This window comes from Morganella sp. HSTU-ASny43, from assembly GCF_022819185.1.
Lineage (GTDB): Bacteria > Pseudomonadota > Gammaproteobacteria > Enterobacterales > Enterobacteriaceae > Morganella > Morganella morganii.
In genome coordinates this window covers 1-16,676 of the sequence record NZ_WSPG01000035.1, presented here as the reverse complement: position 1 = coordinate 16,676, position 16,676 = coordinate 1, and the positions used below count along the sequence as shown (strand labels likewise).

Annotated in this window: 12 protein-coding genes and 1 pseudogene; all 13 read right to left on the bottom strand. The window is 50.2% G+C overall.

Annotated elements, in window-relative coordinates; genetic code table 11:
- Positions 1–135: 135 nt before the first annotated feature.
- Positions 136–1,398 (bottom strand): NupC/NupG family nucleoside CNT transporter, encoded by a 1,263-nt coding sequence (locus GN208_RS15790; RefSeq protein ID WP_004237700.1) that lies wholly within the window; start codon positions 1,396–1,398, stop codon positions 136–138.
- A 129-nt stretch (positions 1,399–1,527) separates the two neighbouring features.
- On the bottom strand, positions 1,528–2,460 hold the full coding sequence (locus tag GN208_RS15785; protein ID WP_004237699.1) for a pseudouridine-5'-phosphate glycosidase: 933 nt from the start codon (positions 2,458–2,460) through the stop codon (positions 1,528–1,530).
- The gene (locus tag GN208_RS15780; RefSeq protein WP_004237698.1) at positions 2,457–3,548 is read right to left on the bottom strand and encodes a PfkB family carbohydrate kinase; all 1,092 of its coding nucleotides are present in this window, start codon (positions 3,546–3,548) and stop codon (positions 2,457–2,459) included. The genes GN208_RS15785 and GN208_RS15780 overlap by 4 nt, the downstream gene beginning before the upstream one ends.
- 569 nt (positions 3,549–4,117) lie before the next feature.
- Positions 4,118–4,762 carry a metal-binding protein ZinT gene (gene zinT / locus GN208_RS15775; protein ID WP_004237697.1) on the bottom strand — a complete coding sequence of 215 codons (645 nt, stop codon included), beginning with the start codon at positions 4,760–4,762 and terminating at the stop codon, positions 4,118–4,120.
- A gap of 2 nt (positions 4,763–4,764) precedes the next feature.
- Complete coding sequence (gene ykgO / locus GN208_RS15770; protein ID WP_004237696.1) at positions 4,765–4,890, bottom strand: type B 50S ribosomal protein L36; 126 nt, start codon at positions 4,888–4,890, stop codon at positions 4,765–4,767.
- Between the two features lie 17 nt (positions 4,891–4,907).
- Complete coding sequence (locus GN208_RS15765) at positions 4,908–5,156, bottom strand: type B 50S ribosomal protein L31 (RefSeq protein WP_004237695.1); 249 nt, start codon at positions 5,154–5,156, stop codon at positions 4,908–4,910.
- Between the two features lie 201 nt (positions 5,157–5,357).
- Positions 5,358–7,250, bottom strand: coding sequence for a bifunctional glutathionylspermidine amidase/synthase (gss, locus tag GN208_RS15760; RefSeq protein ID WP_004237694.1), 1,893 nt, complete (start codon positions 7,248–7,250; stop codon positions 5,358–5,360).
- 140 nt (positions 7,251–7,390) lie between these two features.
- Positions 7,391–8,752, bottom strand: coding sequence for a nucleobase:cation symporter-2 family protein (locus GN208_RS15755; RefSeq protein WP_004237693.1), 1,362 nt, complete (start codon positions 8,750–8,752; stop codon positions 7,391–7,393).
- Between the two features lie 1,142 nt (positions 8,753–9,894).
- A pseudogene (locus GN208_RS15750) lies at positions 9,895–10,104 on the bottom strand (IS110 family transposase); the annotation flags it as partial.
- 95 nt (positions 10,105–10,199) lie between these two features.
- Positions 10,200–11,216 carry an alcohol dehydrogenase AdhP gene (gene adhP / locus GN208_RS15745; protein WP_004237690.1) on the bottom strand — a complete coding sequence of 339 codons (1,017 nt, stop codon included), beginning with the start codon at positions 11,214–11,216 and terminating at the stop codon, positions 10,200–10,202.
- Between the two features lie 173 nt (positions 11,217–11,389).
- Positions 11,390–12,283 (bottom strand): pirin family protein, encoded by an 894-nt coding sequence (locus GN208_RS15740; protein ID WP_004237688.1) that lies wholly within the window; start codon positions 12,281–12,283, stop codon positions 11,390–11,392.
- A gap of 316 nt (positions 12,284–12,599) precedes the next feature.
- The gene (locus tag GN208_RS15735) at positions 12,600–14,714 is read right to left on the bottom strand and encodes a peptidase domain-containing ABC transporter (RefSeq protein WP_004237687.1); all 2,115 of its coding nucleotides are present in this window, start codon (positions 14,712–14,714) and stop codon (positions 12,600–12,602) included.
- A 34-nt stretch (positions 14,715–14,748) separates the two neighbouring features.
- On the bottom strand, positions 14,749–16,035 hold the full coding sequence (locus GN208_RS15730; protein ID WP_015422938.1) for an HlyD family secretion protein: 1,287 nt from the start codon (positions 16,033–16,035) through the stop codon (positions 14,749–14,751).
- Positions 16,036–16,676: the final 641 nt, after the last annotated feature.

Genomic DNA, 16,676 nt, shown 5'->3' with positions numbered 1-16,676 from the left:
AACGGGGAGCGGGATTTGTTTTTTTGACCTGACGCGGTCTTAAGCGGAATAAAAAAAATTGAATCGTATCAGCTGGTAACAGACGCTTCCTTTATAAGGAAGCGTCTGTAAATACCGGACATTCATCTGAACCGGTCAGACACCCGGTGCCACGGCCAGACCGATAAACAATCCGGCAATAGTGGCACTCATCAGGTTGGATAATGTCGCCGCCAGCAGTGCGCGGATCCCGACACGGGCGATATCAGATGCCCGCTCCGGCGCAACCGCACTGAACGCCCCGACCACTACCGCAATCGAGCCGAAGTTGGCAAAACCGCATAAGGCAAAGGAGATCACTGCAATCGTTTTGGCATCCAGTGTGCCGTCGTGTAAATGCGGGGAGAAATCCACATAGGCCACGAACTCGTTGATCGCCAGTTTTTCGCCGATCAGGCTGCCTGCCAGCGCAATGTGCTCACTGCTCACGCCCATCAGATACGCCAGCGGTGAGAAAATATAGCCGAACAGGCTTTGCAGACTGACGCCCTCAAAACCCATAACGCCGCCGAGGCCGCCAATCAGGCCGTTAATCAGGGCAATCAGCGCCACAAACGCCAGCACCACCGTTGCCACGCCGACAGCAATCTTCAGCCCGAGCATCGCACCGCCTGCCGCCGCCTCAATAATACTGGCCGGTCGTTTTTCACTAAAGGAGATTTCGGTGAATTCCACGGTGGATTCCTGTGTCGCCGGACTTAACATCCGCGCAAACAGGATCCCGCCCGGAATCGCCATCAGAGACGCCGCCAGCAGATATTCAATCGGCACACCCAGTCCGGCGTAACCCACCAGCATTGACCCGGCAATGGAGGCCATGCCGCTGCAAATCACGGTGAATAATTCATTGTTATTCATCCGGCTGACAAAGGGTTTCAGTACCGCCGGTAACTCATTCTGACCGAGGAAAATGGTGGTCACCGCAGCAAAGGACTCGATCTTGCTGATTTTCATGGTCTTCTGGAAGACATACGCCAGAACGTTGATCACCCAGCGCATAATGCCGAGGTAATACAAAATCGCGATCAGAGAAGTGATAAAGATAATGGCCGGTAAAACGCGGAATGCGAAGATAAACCCGGCTCCGTCAAATAACACGTCCATTTTCGGACCAACCAGGCTGCCGAAAATAAAGGAACTGCCCGCGTCACTGTAGGCAATAACGTTGTTCACACCCGACGCGATGGTCTGAATAAACCATTTCCCCGCCGGGATATACAGCATGATGGCACCGAGTGCCACCTGTAACAGCAGTGCCGCGCCGACAGTGCGCAGACTGATTTTCCGTTTATTCACCGAAAAAAGAAATGCTATCAGTAATAAAACGCCGATCCCCGCCAAACTCCGTAATAAATCCATAATCCGGCCCCGTAGTTATTATACTCATCAGTTGTATGCTGCAATGCCCGGTAAAGGCTGATTGTGAGATCAGCACCTTACCGGGTCAGGTATTTCATTCGTTGTTATGACCGGTAACCGGTCAGCCGCTTACAGTTGCTGATAAGCGGAGGCGATACGGGCAGCCAGTTTCGCGTTGTTGAACACCAGTTCAATGTTGGAGTTAACACTGTTACCGCCGGTCAGCTCTGCCACACGGGCCAGCAGGAACGGCGTGCTTGCTTTGCCGTTAATGCCCTGCTCATCCGCTTCGCGCACAGCCTGTGCGATCGCGCTGTTGATGGTTTCTTCCGGCATGGCAAACTCATGCGGGATCGGGTTGGCAATTACCATGCCGCCGTTCAGCCCGGTCGCCCACTTGGCGTGCAGTGCTTTTGCCACGGTTTCCGGGGTTTCCATGCGGATAGTGACCGGGAATTCGCTTTCACGGCAGAAGAATGCCGGTAATTTATCCGTCTGATAGCCGACAACCGGTACGCCGTAGGTTTCCAGATATTCTGTGGTCAGCCCCAGATCCAGGATAGATTTGGCACCCGCACAGACAACCGCCACATTGGTTTGTGCCAGTTCCTGTAAATCTGCTGAGATATCAAAGGTGTGTTCCGCACCACGGTGCACACCGCCGATCCCGCCGGTGGCAAAAACAGCAATCCCGGCCATTTCCGCGATAATCATGGTGGAGGCAACGGTCGTCGCACCGTGAATGCCCTGTGCAATCACAAACGGCAGGTCGCGGCGGCTCACTTTCATCACCTTGTGGCCTTCTTTGCCGAGCATCTCAATCTCATCATGAGACAGACCCGCTTTCATGCGGCCGTTAATGACCGCAATCGTAGCCGGGATCGCACCGTTGTCACGGATACGCTGTTCAACTTCCAGTGCCATTTTCACGTTGTCCGGATACGGCATGCCGTGAGAAATAATGGTGGATTCCAGTGCCACAACCGGCTTTTTCTCCGCGAGCGCCTGTGCAACCTCAGGGGAAATATCCAGATATTCTGCGTTCAGTTGTTGAGTTTTCATGCTTGTGATTCCATTAGTTTGTGAACACTGTCTTTTGACAGACCGGGATTATTTGTCAGCTCGCTGGCGAGCGTCAGGGCGGAGCAGCCCTGGGAAAAACGGATACTCTGTGACAGCGGCTCGCCTTCGAGCCAGCAGCGGGCAAGGCCTGCCATCATGGCGTCACCGGCACCGGTCACATTGACAATGTGGACACTGAACGGCTTCGACCAGCCGTTTTCACCGCCCGCCTCGCTGTAATAAACACCTTCGCCGCCCATACTCAGGGCAATGCGCTGTACCCCCTGCTCATGCAGGGCATTGGCGGCACGCACCACATCCTGTTTGTTTTCCACTTTGATACCGGTGAGAATTTCCGCCTCAAAGCGGTTCGGTTTCAGGGTGTGGATATGACTGAGCCACGGCTTGATTTTGTTTGCTTTGAACGCGGAAACGGTATCGACAAAGACCGGTACATTGCCCGCATTGGTAAACAGCCACTCCAGCGCGCCTTCTGACAGATTGCAGTCCGCCACCAGCACACCGGCGTGCCGGATCAGGTCGCGGGAGGTTGCCAGTAACGCCGGGGTCAGTTTTTCCAGGATGCGCATGTCATTGATCGCGGTGATCATTTCACCCTGCGGATCCAGCAGTGACAGGTAGGTGGAGGTGGTTTCCCCGTGCAGGCGGTGCAGATTACTGACATTCACACCGGCCAGTTTTGCCTGCTCATACAGGGTGTTACCGTAGAAATCATCACCGATAACGGAGATAAAATGAGACTCACAGCCCAGCAGGGCAATATTCTGGGCGATATTGCGCCCGACCCCGCCGGGTGAACATTTAATGTGACCGGGATTAGAATCTTCATACACCAGATTCAGGTCAGAATAACCACAAACATCCATATTGGCTGAACCGACAGTCACCACATAGCGGTGCTCGGAGAGGATGTATCCTTTACCCTTGATGTAGCCTTTATTCATCAGATTCATGATATGTCCGGCCACCGCAGAGCGGCTGATACCTAATACACCGGCCAGTTCCTGCTGCGGAATGAGCGGGTCACGCCGGAGGATCTGAAGGATTTGTTTTTCTCGACTGGTCATAAGCGGACACTTGTTGGTTATTAAACATGTGCTTGTTTTATTTTTTGTCCGCTACAAAGTAAAGCGCTGAAATAAAGATTTCGCCGGAATTTAAGGGATGATCGTAAAATGAGGAGAGTGCGTTTTCAGCAGAAAAACCGGAGGGAGATCATGTTTTTTATATCTTCAAAAATAAAATAAAAAACACAAAATAATAACCATCAAAAAAAGAGGATTTAATTAAAAATAATTTTCATATCTATCAATCTGTTATGTGCGGGTTGTTATATAAGCAAACATCTGTTTGTTTTCATGACCTTAGAATAACAACGCTGAAATGCGCCCTTTATCGTTACATAAATACCGTGACTAATATCAAATAAATAAGCCTGAAATAAAAACAAAAAAGACCTGATGTTTATTGCGGAAAATCTGTTTAATCTGGCTTGCTGAATCGCTTATTCTTATTTTATTTTGAACTGACACGATTAATCAAGCTTTATATTCATCTGTTAATGAAATAACAAAACAGCCCGGAAACAATCTCTGTTTCCGGGCTGCCGGCTTTATATTGCTGTGCAGCTTTGCTGTCAGTGGTGCAACATTTCGTGAACGATATCTTTTCCGCTCATCGTATAAGGATAATAGGTCGGCCAGTTATCCAGTTGAGTCAGGAGTGCCTCCTGGGACTCATTGCCCATATACAGGTGGAAATGACCCGCTTTTTCCGGTGCAATGATATGGTCGCTGAACTGGATATATTTCGGTGCATGACTGTTTTTATCTTTGCACTCAAACAGATAACGTGCCCCTTTCTTGCCGGAAGTGTAATTCAGGATCCGGTAACCGGCATACTGATACTCACACTGATCCACCTTATCCCCGCGATGGAATTCGATGATATTATTTTCAATACCAATCATATCCACATCGGTTTTATATCCCTTTGTATAATAAGCGCGATACTCTTCTGCCGTTTTATCGCCGTTCTTCGCGGCTTTCGCCTGCATCACCGGGTCCAGCTCGCCGCTGGCCAGGTAAGGCTCAACAGACTGCCAGACGCCATCCCAGTCGCTCAGTTGCCGGTCTTTGACATCCTTATCAGCAAAAATCCCTTCTGCGGCCTTGCGCTGTGCTTCTGTCTGCGGTTTGTCGTGATGGTGTCCGTGTGCTGCTGCCGCACCGCTGAATAATCCCGCCAGTAACAGTAACGGGAGAACTGATTTAGCTGTCATAATCACCCCTGTACGGCTTTAAAACGCGGGTTGGACTTACAAATCACATAGATACGGCCGCGACGACGGACAATTTTACAGTCCGGATGACGCTGTTTCGCACTTTTCAGTGAACTTAATACCTGCATCGGTTTTTCCTCTTCTTTTAATGTACAAAACGCCCGAAGCGCTTGGCAAAACGGGCCACATTCCCTTCCTGAGAGTGTGTTTTCTGTTTGCCGGTATAGAACGGATGAGAATGAGATGAGACATCCAGAGTGACATAAGGATAAGTCTGCCCTTCAAACTCAATGGTTCTTTCCGTTCTGATAGTGGATCCGACTTTGAAATACACGTCTGCTGCGGTGTCGTGGAAGATGACTGTCCGGTAATCCGGATGAATATCGGGTTTCATGGTCGCCTCACTTTGTTATGTTATAATATAACAATAATGATTTTTATCGCGGTTGACCACTATTTTTTAACCCTGATTTTTATACGGGAAAGGAGTACGATCGCGGAAAAAAAGGAAACATAAATCAGATCAAAAGGATATAAAAACGGGCAGCCACCGGTGAATACGGGGGCTGCCCGGGAGAAGCACAACGGTCAGGAATCAGCTCTCTGCCAGAAAGTCCTTATCCTCCAGAACCCGCAGCGGCTCGATATCACTCTCTTTTTTGATAACCAGAGACGGATCCGAACGCAGGCAGACACCGCCGTAGTGACCGCCGACGGTAAAAGCGCACATCTGGATATAGCGGCCTGCCACTTTCGGTAAACACCAGAGCTGCTGATAAACGTTTTCCTGCTCACCGAAACGGCCGCAGGTTTCATCCAGCACTTCGTCGCGGTGATCCACCAGCCCGATATTGCTGCCGCAGCGTCCGGCGATCGGTTTAACCGCATAACCGGTCCGGCGCAGTTCGTCGCTGAGTTCAAATTCTGTATCCAGCAGATAAGGATGATGCGGGAACAGCGACCACAGGATCGGCAGAATCGCTTTGTTGCCCGGGATCACCGTCCACAGTGGCTCAAATACACGGATTTCCGGGCGCAGCAGCACATCAATCAGCCGCACATCATCTCCATGACGCGGATGGCCGGTACGGATAGGCAGTGCGGAGTATGTCCGGTCGCTTTCACTTTCCTGACGCAGTTGTTCCAGCGCCGTTTCCCACGCCCAGGTTTTCCAGACACATTTAAGCACGCGCCCTTCACCGTCGATGACCTGTCCGCTTTCGTTCCAGCTCAGTTCATCCAGCCCGTGAATGACCCGGTATCCGTACCCTGCCGCCGTGATGGCCCGCGCCATATTGAGGGCGTGATAATCTTCCTCGCTGTCTTTATCCTGCATAATATGGATAAACGGCTTGGCCGAGGTGTGTTTCCAGATATCCGCCAGCATTTCTGACAGGCGTTCCCCCGGATCCCAGCCTTCGGTCAGCCCGCCCTGTTTCGCCCATTTATTAATAATCACCCCGGTTTCTGCATGACAGGAGGCAGAATCCGCATTGTATTCATACACTTTCAGACCGCGCTCATCCATGCAGAAATCCAGCCGGCCGGTCACCATATCGTGACGCCGGTTCTGCCAGGAGAGCCGCAGTCTCGGCCAGAGGATTTCCGGGATATTGAATAATTTAAGCAGATTATCATCTTTCAGCACTTTTTCCGTGGCGTGCAGGTACATCAGATGGACTTCGTTGGTTGCCTGCATCAGTGCATTTTCGGCAGTCTCTGAAATGGTGAAATATTCATGCGGATCCGCATTCAGATTGTGGCCGTGATTGGCTTTGACATAGGCTTTTTCCATCGGATCCGATTCATCCAGCCATTTACCGGTGAAATCGGCTTTCTCATCCAGACGGGCAGCATGCAGTGTCATCAGCGCAGGATCCACCGCCGGCTCTGTCCAGGCATACTCATCATCAATTGTCTGGATCATCCAGCCGAGGATCTGTGTATCCGTGAAAGTATCTGACAGGGTGTAATAACCGTCTTTGACATGCATCGGCAGCTCGCGGGTCCACTGCTGACCGCGCGGCAGTTTATGGTGGATGACGTTCTGCTCCACAATCCGGACTTTATCCGCACACACCTGGGTTATCACCGCCACATGACCGGTGCGTTTAAATTCGCCCCCTTCCTGCCAGATAAGCAATGCCCCCGCTACCGGCGCCTGCTGGCATCCGTTTTTAAACGCACGCAGCGGCAGAATACTGTCATCCACCACATGACGCAGAAAACGCAGGGAAAAAATCTCGTACGCCATACCGACATCGGTAAACACCACACCGTAATTGAGATACAGGAAGCGGCGGGCAAATTCCACACACTGCCATTTGTATCCCATATATTCATTTCCGATATAACTGCGGAAGGAAATATCATCCTCTTTCTCTGCTTCCGTGATGGTATCGTAGTCAGAGGAATAGATAGCCACACCGCCGGGCGCATAGCCCAGTAATGTGCCGAAAGGTTCATGCTCCGTGATGATTCCACTCATAGTACGGCCTTACTGATATGATTTAGATTGCCAATAATTGTGCTTACTGATAATCCAGTATACGCCCGTCCATAAAAAAACACCGATGCTTTTCTGCATCGGTGTCAATCACCACTCCGGGTTATGCTTAGTGAGTCAGATCACGTTGCCGGGCTTTCTTTTTTCGGATGATAACCATTAAAGAACAGGTTCAGGATCACCGCACTGACAGTGGCCAGCAGGATCCCGCTGTGCAGCAGCGGCTGTAAGAACATCGGCAGTTTGGCAAAGAAATTACCGGAAAGTGTCGGTGTCAGCCCGACCCCCAGGCTTATCGCCACAATATAGAGATTGTAATTATTGCCACTGTAATCAACACGGGACAGAATGCGGATCCCTGTCGCCAGTACCATGCCGAACATCACCAGCCCCGCCCCGCCGAGCACAAACTGCGGAATAGAGGCAATCACCACCGCCATTTTCGGCAGCAGACCAAAGATGATCAGGATAAATCCGGAGACTACACACACCCAGCGGCTGTGGACTTTTGTCACGCCCACCAGCCCGACGTTCTGGGAAAATGAGGTATGCGGGAAACTATTGAACAGACCACCGATAACTGTCCCGATCCCGTCCACCCGCAGTCCGCGCACAATGTCATCTTTTCCGACCGGACGGCCGACGATTTCCCCGAGCGCCAGGAACATCCCCATCGATTCAATAAAGACAATCAGCAGCACCACACTGAGGGTGATAATGGAAATCGGCTCAAACGTTGGTGTTCCCAGCGCCATCGGGGTAACCAGTTTGAACCAGGGCGCATCCGCATAGCCGTCGAAACTGACCTCATTGCACATCAGCGACAACACAAAACCAAAGATAATCCCCAGTAATACCGAGATATTACAGAGAAAACCCTTACAGAATTTGGTGATAAACAGGATAGACAGCAGAACCGCAAATGAGATACCGAGGTAGAGCGGATGACCATATTCCGGGTTACCTTTACCCCCGGCAGCCCAGTCGATCCCCACCTGCATGATACTCAGCCCGATAGAGGTGATCACAATACCGGTGACCATATTGGGGAAAAGCGGCATCAGTTTTCCCATCAGCGGGACTATCAGCGTTGTCAGTACCCCCGCCGCAATGGTGGCGCCGAAAATCCCCATCAGGCCGATATCCGGGTTGGCACCGATAGCCAGCATCGGCGTCACCGCCGCGAACGTCACAGACATAATCACCGGCAGACGGATACCGGCAAATTTCCCGATACCAATACACTGCAACAGTGTCACGATACCACAGCAAAACAGATCCGAACTGATAAGCAGTGTCACCACTTCCTTGCTCAGCCCCAGCCGGTCACCGATAACCAGCGGTACCGCTACTGCACCGGCATACATCACCAGTACGTGCTGTAATCCCAGCATCATCAGTTTTCCCGCAGGTAATATTTCTTCAACTTCGTCAATAACGGGCTTAACCGGTTCCTGTGCTTGATCCACACTATGATTGCTCATGAAACAGACTCCCTTACAACCGGGACTCCCCGGCTTCGATTCGAAGATCTCGGAAAATGACCCCTGGCGTCAGGGTGTCTCACTATGATGACGAACCCAGCCTGGGTATCTGTTCATCATTTAAACGATTGAGCAAAATTCAGACCAGCGCGATTTTTTATCAGCATAAATGCTGTGTTTCGTGACCGGATTCCGGTTTTTTGACGAATTTTGCCATTAAAAACGAGATACCCGCCGCATTTTTATTACCCCTGTGAAATGTAATTTTTCAGGACTCACGGCATGACAATCGATTGCCTTCTCAATTTAATAATCCCGGTTATCACATTGATAGCCGTGTATCACCGTATATTTCACCGGAACCGGCAGCCCGGGAGCCCGGCCCCCCTGCTCCTCATTGCGGACACGCGCCAGAAACTCACCGACAGCCGGTTCATCATAGTCTCCCGGCCACTGATACTGTTCATACCCGTTGTTATTAAACTGAAACCGGGGTTTCAGGAGAACTGATTCCCGCAGCGGAGAGTAATATCGTTATCCGGGAACACCAGAAAATAATATTTGATACCATACTCAGGTGTCTGATTATCCATTTATCCGCAACCTTTATGTACAGAACCACACATTTATCATCACAGAGAAAACTGAAAGCACCGAGATAAAACGCGTCTTTCTTTTCTGATACCGGGACAACAAAGTACCATGGGATTTGCTTTGTAATCACTCTATTGTTAAGCGATTGATTGATATTTAATTGGCTTCACTGGCGGCTAATACGCTGAATTACTTGATTACCTTTAATTTTATTTCTTCCCGAACCATTTTCCAACCCTGAAAAAATTGTCTTTATTTTCATAATAAGCAGCCATTTATCAATATAAGAAAATCGCTCTGATAATTAACAGAAAAACCTCACAATTAAATAAGAAACTGAATACTCTTACTTATAAATATCTATTGTTTAAATATCCGCCGGACACTTAAAGTTTTTCAGTATTTTATTAACCGGCTTTTCTTTATAATTTAATTCGTTGATATTTATATTGAGCTTTTTCCATCCAGTGCAGCAGCGCCCATTCGCCCATATCTGAACCATTAAATATTGGTAATGATCATGCTATCGGAGCAGTAACTGAGCCAGGATGCAAAGCCTGCATAACCTGCCGGGATTCCGTTCGCGGTTTTACAAATCTCACAGACGGACGGGATGCTGTCTCATATATAGCTTCGGCACAGGCTTCCGTCACAATCGTCACTGATGAACATCCCGTTAAAAATTCAATCAGTTTGGTTCGCGTGAATTTTTTGTGCAACAACGCTTTGCATGATGGCCTCTCCTGAAAGAAAAACACCCTGTCAGCATACCGCTCACAGGGCGGGGGGGATCATCTCATTAACCGCCCGCAGGCGGGCGGCTAAAGGATATTGCAGCAAATAACCGGATCGATTATTTTTTGTTTTTAAAATCAATGACCATACGGCCGGTAAATTTGCCCTGCTCCATCTCTTCAAAGATGGCATTAATGTCTTCAAGCGGGCGCATCGCCACTTTTGGTACCACTTTGCCTTCGGCACCAAAACGGAATGCTTCTTTCAGATCTTCGCGGGTTCCCACCAGCGAACCGACAACCTCGATACCGTCCAGTACCAGACGCGGAATACTCAGATCCATGGTTTCCACCGGCAGACCGACCGCCACAACACGCCCTGCGGCACGGACACTGCCGACCGCCGAGTTAAATGCGGATTTGGCTACTGCGGTAACGACCGCTGCATGCGCGCCGCCGAGGTCTTTCTGAATGATTTCATCGACATTATCGGTTTTCGGATTCAGGATCAGATCGGCGCCCATCTCTTTTGCCAGTGCCAGTTGTTTATCATTGACATCAATAGCGATCACTTTGGCATTAAAGACGTTTTTGGCATATTGCAGCGCCAGGTTGCCTAATCCACCGAGACCGTAAATCGCCAGCCACTGACCCGGTTTGATGCCGGAAACTTTAATTGCTTTATAAGTGGTGACACCGGCGCAGGTAATACTGCTCGCCGCGGCTGAATCCAGACCATCCGGCACTTTTACCGCATAATCCGCAGTCACAATGCACTCTTCCGCCATACCGCCGTCCACGGTATAACCGGCATTTTTAACTTCACGGCAGAAAGTTTCTTTGCCGCTGTTACAGTATTCACAATGGCCGCAGCCACGGAAAAACCATGCAACACTGGCACGATCGCCGACTTTCAGTGAGGTGACCCCTTCCGCGATTTCCGTCACCACACCAATACCTTCATGCCCGAGGATCACACCGGAGACATCACCAAAATCAGCATTTTTTACATGCAGGTCAGTGTGACACACGCCGCAGCATTCCATTTTCAGCAGGGCTTCTCCATATTTCAGAGGGCGTAATGTTTTCTCTTTGATTTCTACGGTCTTATTTTTTGCGACAACAGCTGCTTTCATAGTTCACCTCAGTTATGGAACAACAGAAAAGTTATGTTCAGTTCAGCAACATAACGACCATTAACTGGTTTATTCTAGCGTGAAATACGGGATAATACTGCACTCTGAATGCCAATCATTTCAACTATCATTAATAAGAATTATTGCATTCAGAGTGTATCAGCTATTGCCTGTTACAGGCGGGATGCGGGATACGATGGTGCGGGCAGCGGCTCGCGGGGGTCATTTTCAACAGTACCGAACCGGATATCGCCATTGTTCCAGTCACTGACAGCCTGCTGCAGTGTCTGTACGTCGTAGCCGACAAAATTCCACCACATCATTATCCGTTCCTGCACCGGTGTACCGCCCAGCAACAGCAACCGCGAGCCCTTCATCAGTGTCAGTGTGACAGAGGACAACCCTTCACCGACATACACCAGCTCATTGGCGGTATAAACTTCACCGCGGTATGTCAGTTGGCCCTCCAGCACAAAGAAGCCGTATTCGAAGTCCGGCCGGGTATCGAGTGTGGTTTGTGTTGCCTGCTGTGCCAGCAAATCCATGCCGATCAGCGGGGAAAAATGCAGAACCGGCGAACGGTGATCACCATATTCGCCGGTCAGTAATGTGAAACTCACCTGGTCATGATGCCAGACAGGTAAATCAGGATAGTGGTCAAAGCGCGGCGCGATGGTGCTGTCCGCCGGAGGTAAGGCAATCCAGAGCTGGGCGGCATGCAGACGGGCATTTCTGCCGGCGGAATCTTCGGTATGTGTGATACCGCGTCCGGCTGTCATCAGATTCACCTGTCCCGGGCGGATAATCTGCTCTGATCCGAGGCTGTCCCGGTGCAGCACCTCACCTTCCAGCATCCAGGTGAACGTCTGTAAGCCGATGTGCGGATGTGGCCCGACTTTCATGCCGTCATCCCCTTTGAAAACTGCCGGACCGGCATGATCCAGAAAACACCAGGCGCCTATCTGACGGCGCTCTTTTACCGGTAATGCACGGGATACCGGCACGCCGCCGACATCTTTAATCCGCGCGCTGATACGCTGGGGTAAGACCTCTTGTCTGTCTGTCATGGTGTCACCTGCCTTGTCAGTGAGAGAGTACCGTCAGCAAGCGGACGGCTGCCTTAAGGTATCAGTATACTGTTAAGCATTCACATGACAAATAAAGAGAAAGCCCCGCATATCACACTGTGATATGCGGGGCTGACTGACAGGATCAGCGCTCACGCAGGGCTTCGTTGGCCCGGTTCAGCGGTTTGACCAGATAAATACAACAGATTCCGGATATTCTGCATAAAATTCAGAAAATGCCACAAGAGTTGTAGTACTAACGGTAATATAAAATACATATCCGGAGATTATTATTTCCGGTTATATTTTCGTAGCTTTATTTATTGTTTTTCCCGCCAAGAGAAATAATGCGGTCCGCTGACTCAATCGTCGACTCGCGGTGCGCAATAATAATCCGCGTGATCGGCAGTTGGCGGATCGCCTGATTGACGTAAGATTCACTCTCTTTATCCAGTGCGCTGGTGGCCTCGTCCATAAACAGAATGCGGGGCTTGCGGTACAGGGCGCGGGCAATAAAGATCCGCTGTTTCTGCCCGCCGGACAGTCCTTCGCCCAGCTCTCCTATCAGCGTTTCATAGCCCATCGGCATCGATATAATCACGTTGTGAATATAACTGGCCTGTGCACAGGCGATCATCAGCTGCTCGTCGGGATTTTCGGTGAACCCGCAGATATTTTCGCGGATCGAGCCGGAAAACAGTTTGTCGTCCTGCATCACACAGGCGATCATTTTGTGGTAGTTATTGACGCCGAGCTGGCGGATCTCAATGTTATCAATGAATACCTTGCCATCCGATGGCTCAAACAGGCCGCACAGCACTTTCATCAGCGTGGTTTTTCCCGAGCCGGACGGCCCTGTTATCGCCACACTTTCACCGGGGGCAACCGACAGATTAATATCGCGGAAGATCGGTACGGACTGGCTGTCGTAACTGTACGCCAGGTTGCGGGTCTCCAGCCCGGCGGCCTGCATCTGCGGCTCGTACGGTACATCCGGCTTTTTATTTTCCTGCTCGTTGAGCGCGATATCGGAAATACGCTCGTTGTGCAGGCTCATGATGCGCAGCTGCAGCAGGAACTCAATGATGGAGGCAGCGCGGTCGGAAAACTGCTCGCGGTAGGCGCTGAACGCGACAAACATCCCGAGGGTCATGGCGTTGTCGATCACCAGACCTGCGCCGATCCACAGGATGGCTATCTGGTCACAGGCCATAATAAAAATATTCACCCCGCCGAACATCAGGTTCATCTTGGTCAGGCGGATGCCGGTATTGATGGAATCGACTTTCAGATTCAGCCAGTGATTCCCCCGGCGATCGCTCATGCCCTGGGTTTTCACCGTGGTGATGCCGTAGAGGGATTCCATAAAGTACGACCCGGCGCGCGCCTCTTTGATCAGCGATTCCTCTGACAGCTGGCGGTAATAACGGTAGGTCGCCAGCCGCAGCCCGATATATACGGCGGTAAACCCGAGCACAATCCAGGTGAGATGGCCGCCGTAGAGGATCATCATGATAAACACGCCGATCAGCATGATACCGTCCATGATCGCCCCGACCACGCTGGTGGTAAAGGTGGTACGCAGAATATCCAGCGAGCCGAAACGGGACTGAATATCCCCGAGTTTGCGCCGCTCAAAATAGCTGAGCGGCAGCCGCAGCAGATGGGTGAATAATCCGGACTGCCACTGGACGTTGATCAGCGTTTCCATAATCACACTGGCCCAGGCGCGGCACATACTGACCGCTGCTTTCAGCAGAATAAAGAACAGTAACCCGACACAAATCAGGGACAGTAACCCCTGATCTCCGGCAGGAATAGCATGGTCCATCACCAGCTGTGTGCCGACCGGCATAATCAGGCCGATAGCCTCAATCACCACGGAGAACGCGAAGATTTTCAGCAGCGCTTTTTTCAGCCCGTGAATATTGCCGATCAGCTTGCGCAGGCTGAGTTTTTTCACCACCTCCTGCCTGGTGAAGGTGCTGCCGGGCCAGGCTTCCAGCGCCACGCCGGTAAAATTGCGCGACATTTCCTCAATACCGACCACCCGGCGGCCATAGGCCGGGTCATGCAGGATAAATTTGTTGCCGCTGATTTTCACCAGCACCAGAAAGTGATTGAAATCCCAGTGTAAAATACACGGCAGACGCAGATTGGGCAGGTCGTCCATATCCAGTGACAGCGCGCGGGTGGTCATGCCCAGTTCGGCGGCCATGCCGGTCAGTCCGGCCAGGGTCGCGCCCCGCGCGGAGAGATTGAACTGCTGGCGCAGGGAAATCAGATCGATACTTTTGCCGTAATGGGCGGAAATCATGGCCAGGCTGGCGAGGCCGCACTCAGAGGACTCGGTCTGGTGGATCACCGGAATGCGCTGACGCAGACTGAGATCGAGTTTTTCCAGCAGGTTTTTCAGGGATAAACGGCGCATACAGCCTCCCGGTCAGATAACAGCGTCCGTTCTGTCATGGTGTGTCTGCTCCTGTTGGCCCGGAGGCGCTCTGTTTCATGTCATAGAATGGCGATACCATCCACTGATAGATTTTGCGTTTTTCCAGAAACAGGGTGGTATTGGCTTTCATGCCGTTTTGCAGGCTGAGTTCGCGGCCGTCATAGGCGATCATCTGTTTTTCCGGACGTACAATCACTTTGTAATAGGGGATGGACTGCGGCATCTGACTGACTTTCGGCGCCCCGGCATAGGTCATCATTTCCTGTGCAGAGGCAGGGGTTTTGGAAATCACCTGAATGGTGGCGGCAAACTGGCCGAATTTTTCTGCCGGGAAAGCTTCATAACGGATATTCACCGCGTCACCGACATTCAGATAAGGCAGTGCGTCATTGGGCACCCAGAGCGCCAGCCAGTACTGACGGATATTTTCCGGCAGGATCTGCAGCAGGGTATCACCGGGATTGACCATCTGACCGACGGTCACGCCAAGGGAATCCACACGGCCGTCTGTCAGGGCACGAACGATAATCTCACCACCCGCGTCATTATTCACCTGCTCTTTCATCAGCTCAGACTGTTGTAATTCCAGCTGATAAATCCGGTTATCAAATTCTGCCGCCTGAGTCAGGATCTGGCTTTCCAGAGACGTAACCTGCAGAATATTCTGTTCATTCTGTCCGCTTAATCCCAGCAGACTGTTTTGCTGAGAATAATAAAGCGCAGCCTGATTCAGCCACTGATCTTTATTTATCAGCCCGCTTTCCCGGTAATGATGATAATTATCCATATTCTGCTTCATAATGCGGATCCCTTCCTGTGCCCGTTCAATAATCCCGGCAGATCGCAACTGTGCCTGTGCATAAAGGGACTTTTGTTTTTCGAGCAAGGCCAGAGTGGTCTGTTTGTTATCTCTGAGACGGGCGGTCATATCACGGATATGCTGTAACTGATTTTCAATTTCACGGCGCTGATTTTCACTGACCACACCGCTGGCTGTGGCTCTGCTGGTATCAATACGGTAAACCGGATCCCCTTTGCGGATAATCTGCCCTTCATTCACATATTGCCCGGTAATAAATCCCTGCACACCTGCATATACAGTAACAGCCCGGGGATTGGTGGTGATTTCTCCGGTCACACTGACCCGCCGCGTATAGCTGCCGGACAAGATAAAGGTCAGAAAAACCATTAAAAACAGAAAACTGCATACTATAATCAGCCACAGCGGAATACCGGGTAATAATAAGGCCTTACCCCGCCATTTCATTTTTCGGTTATCGAGTGCGGCTTTGCGGAACACAATAAACCCTGCCTGCGGTTATCCGGTGAATAAAAGGCCGTCAGTATCAGGGAAAAGATAAAAAAACGGGAATTCATAAAATAATGAATTCCCTCAAAATATGATATTGACTGCGGAACAGTCAATAATGCGGGTTATAGTATTAATTAACCGGCACCAGAAACTGCTTCAATTTCCAGAATACTTAACTCTTTCATATTTAGATTTCCCTTTCATTATTTATGACTTCGTCTGAACATAGTCATCACGGTACTTATTTTAGATGAATTGACTGCTGATAATGAACAGAGGGAAGGATGTAATAAAAATCAATCGTTGTTACAGCGGAAAATAATATAGTTAATATACTGACAGAAAATAATTATTATTTATCAGCTCAACAGGAAAAACTGCAATTCCACATCACTTTTCAAGTATATATTTTCTTAAGAAATTATACTATATTGTCGTAAAATATTCAGGTTTTGTTATGAATCAAAATAACATTCCTGCTCTGTCGTCAGCCGGGAAAAACACCGGCGATTCCGATGATAACTATTTATATATCAAGGATCCTCTGTGGTATATTCCGCAGAGGATCACCATTTATACTATTACTTTATCAGCGTATTATTTACAAATACCACCGAGATCTACAATGC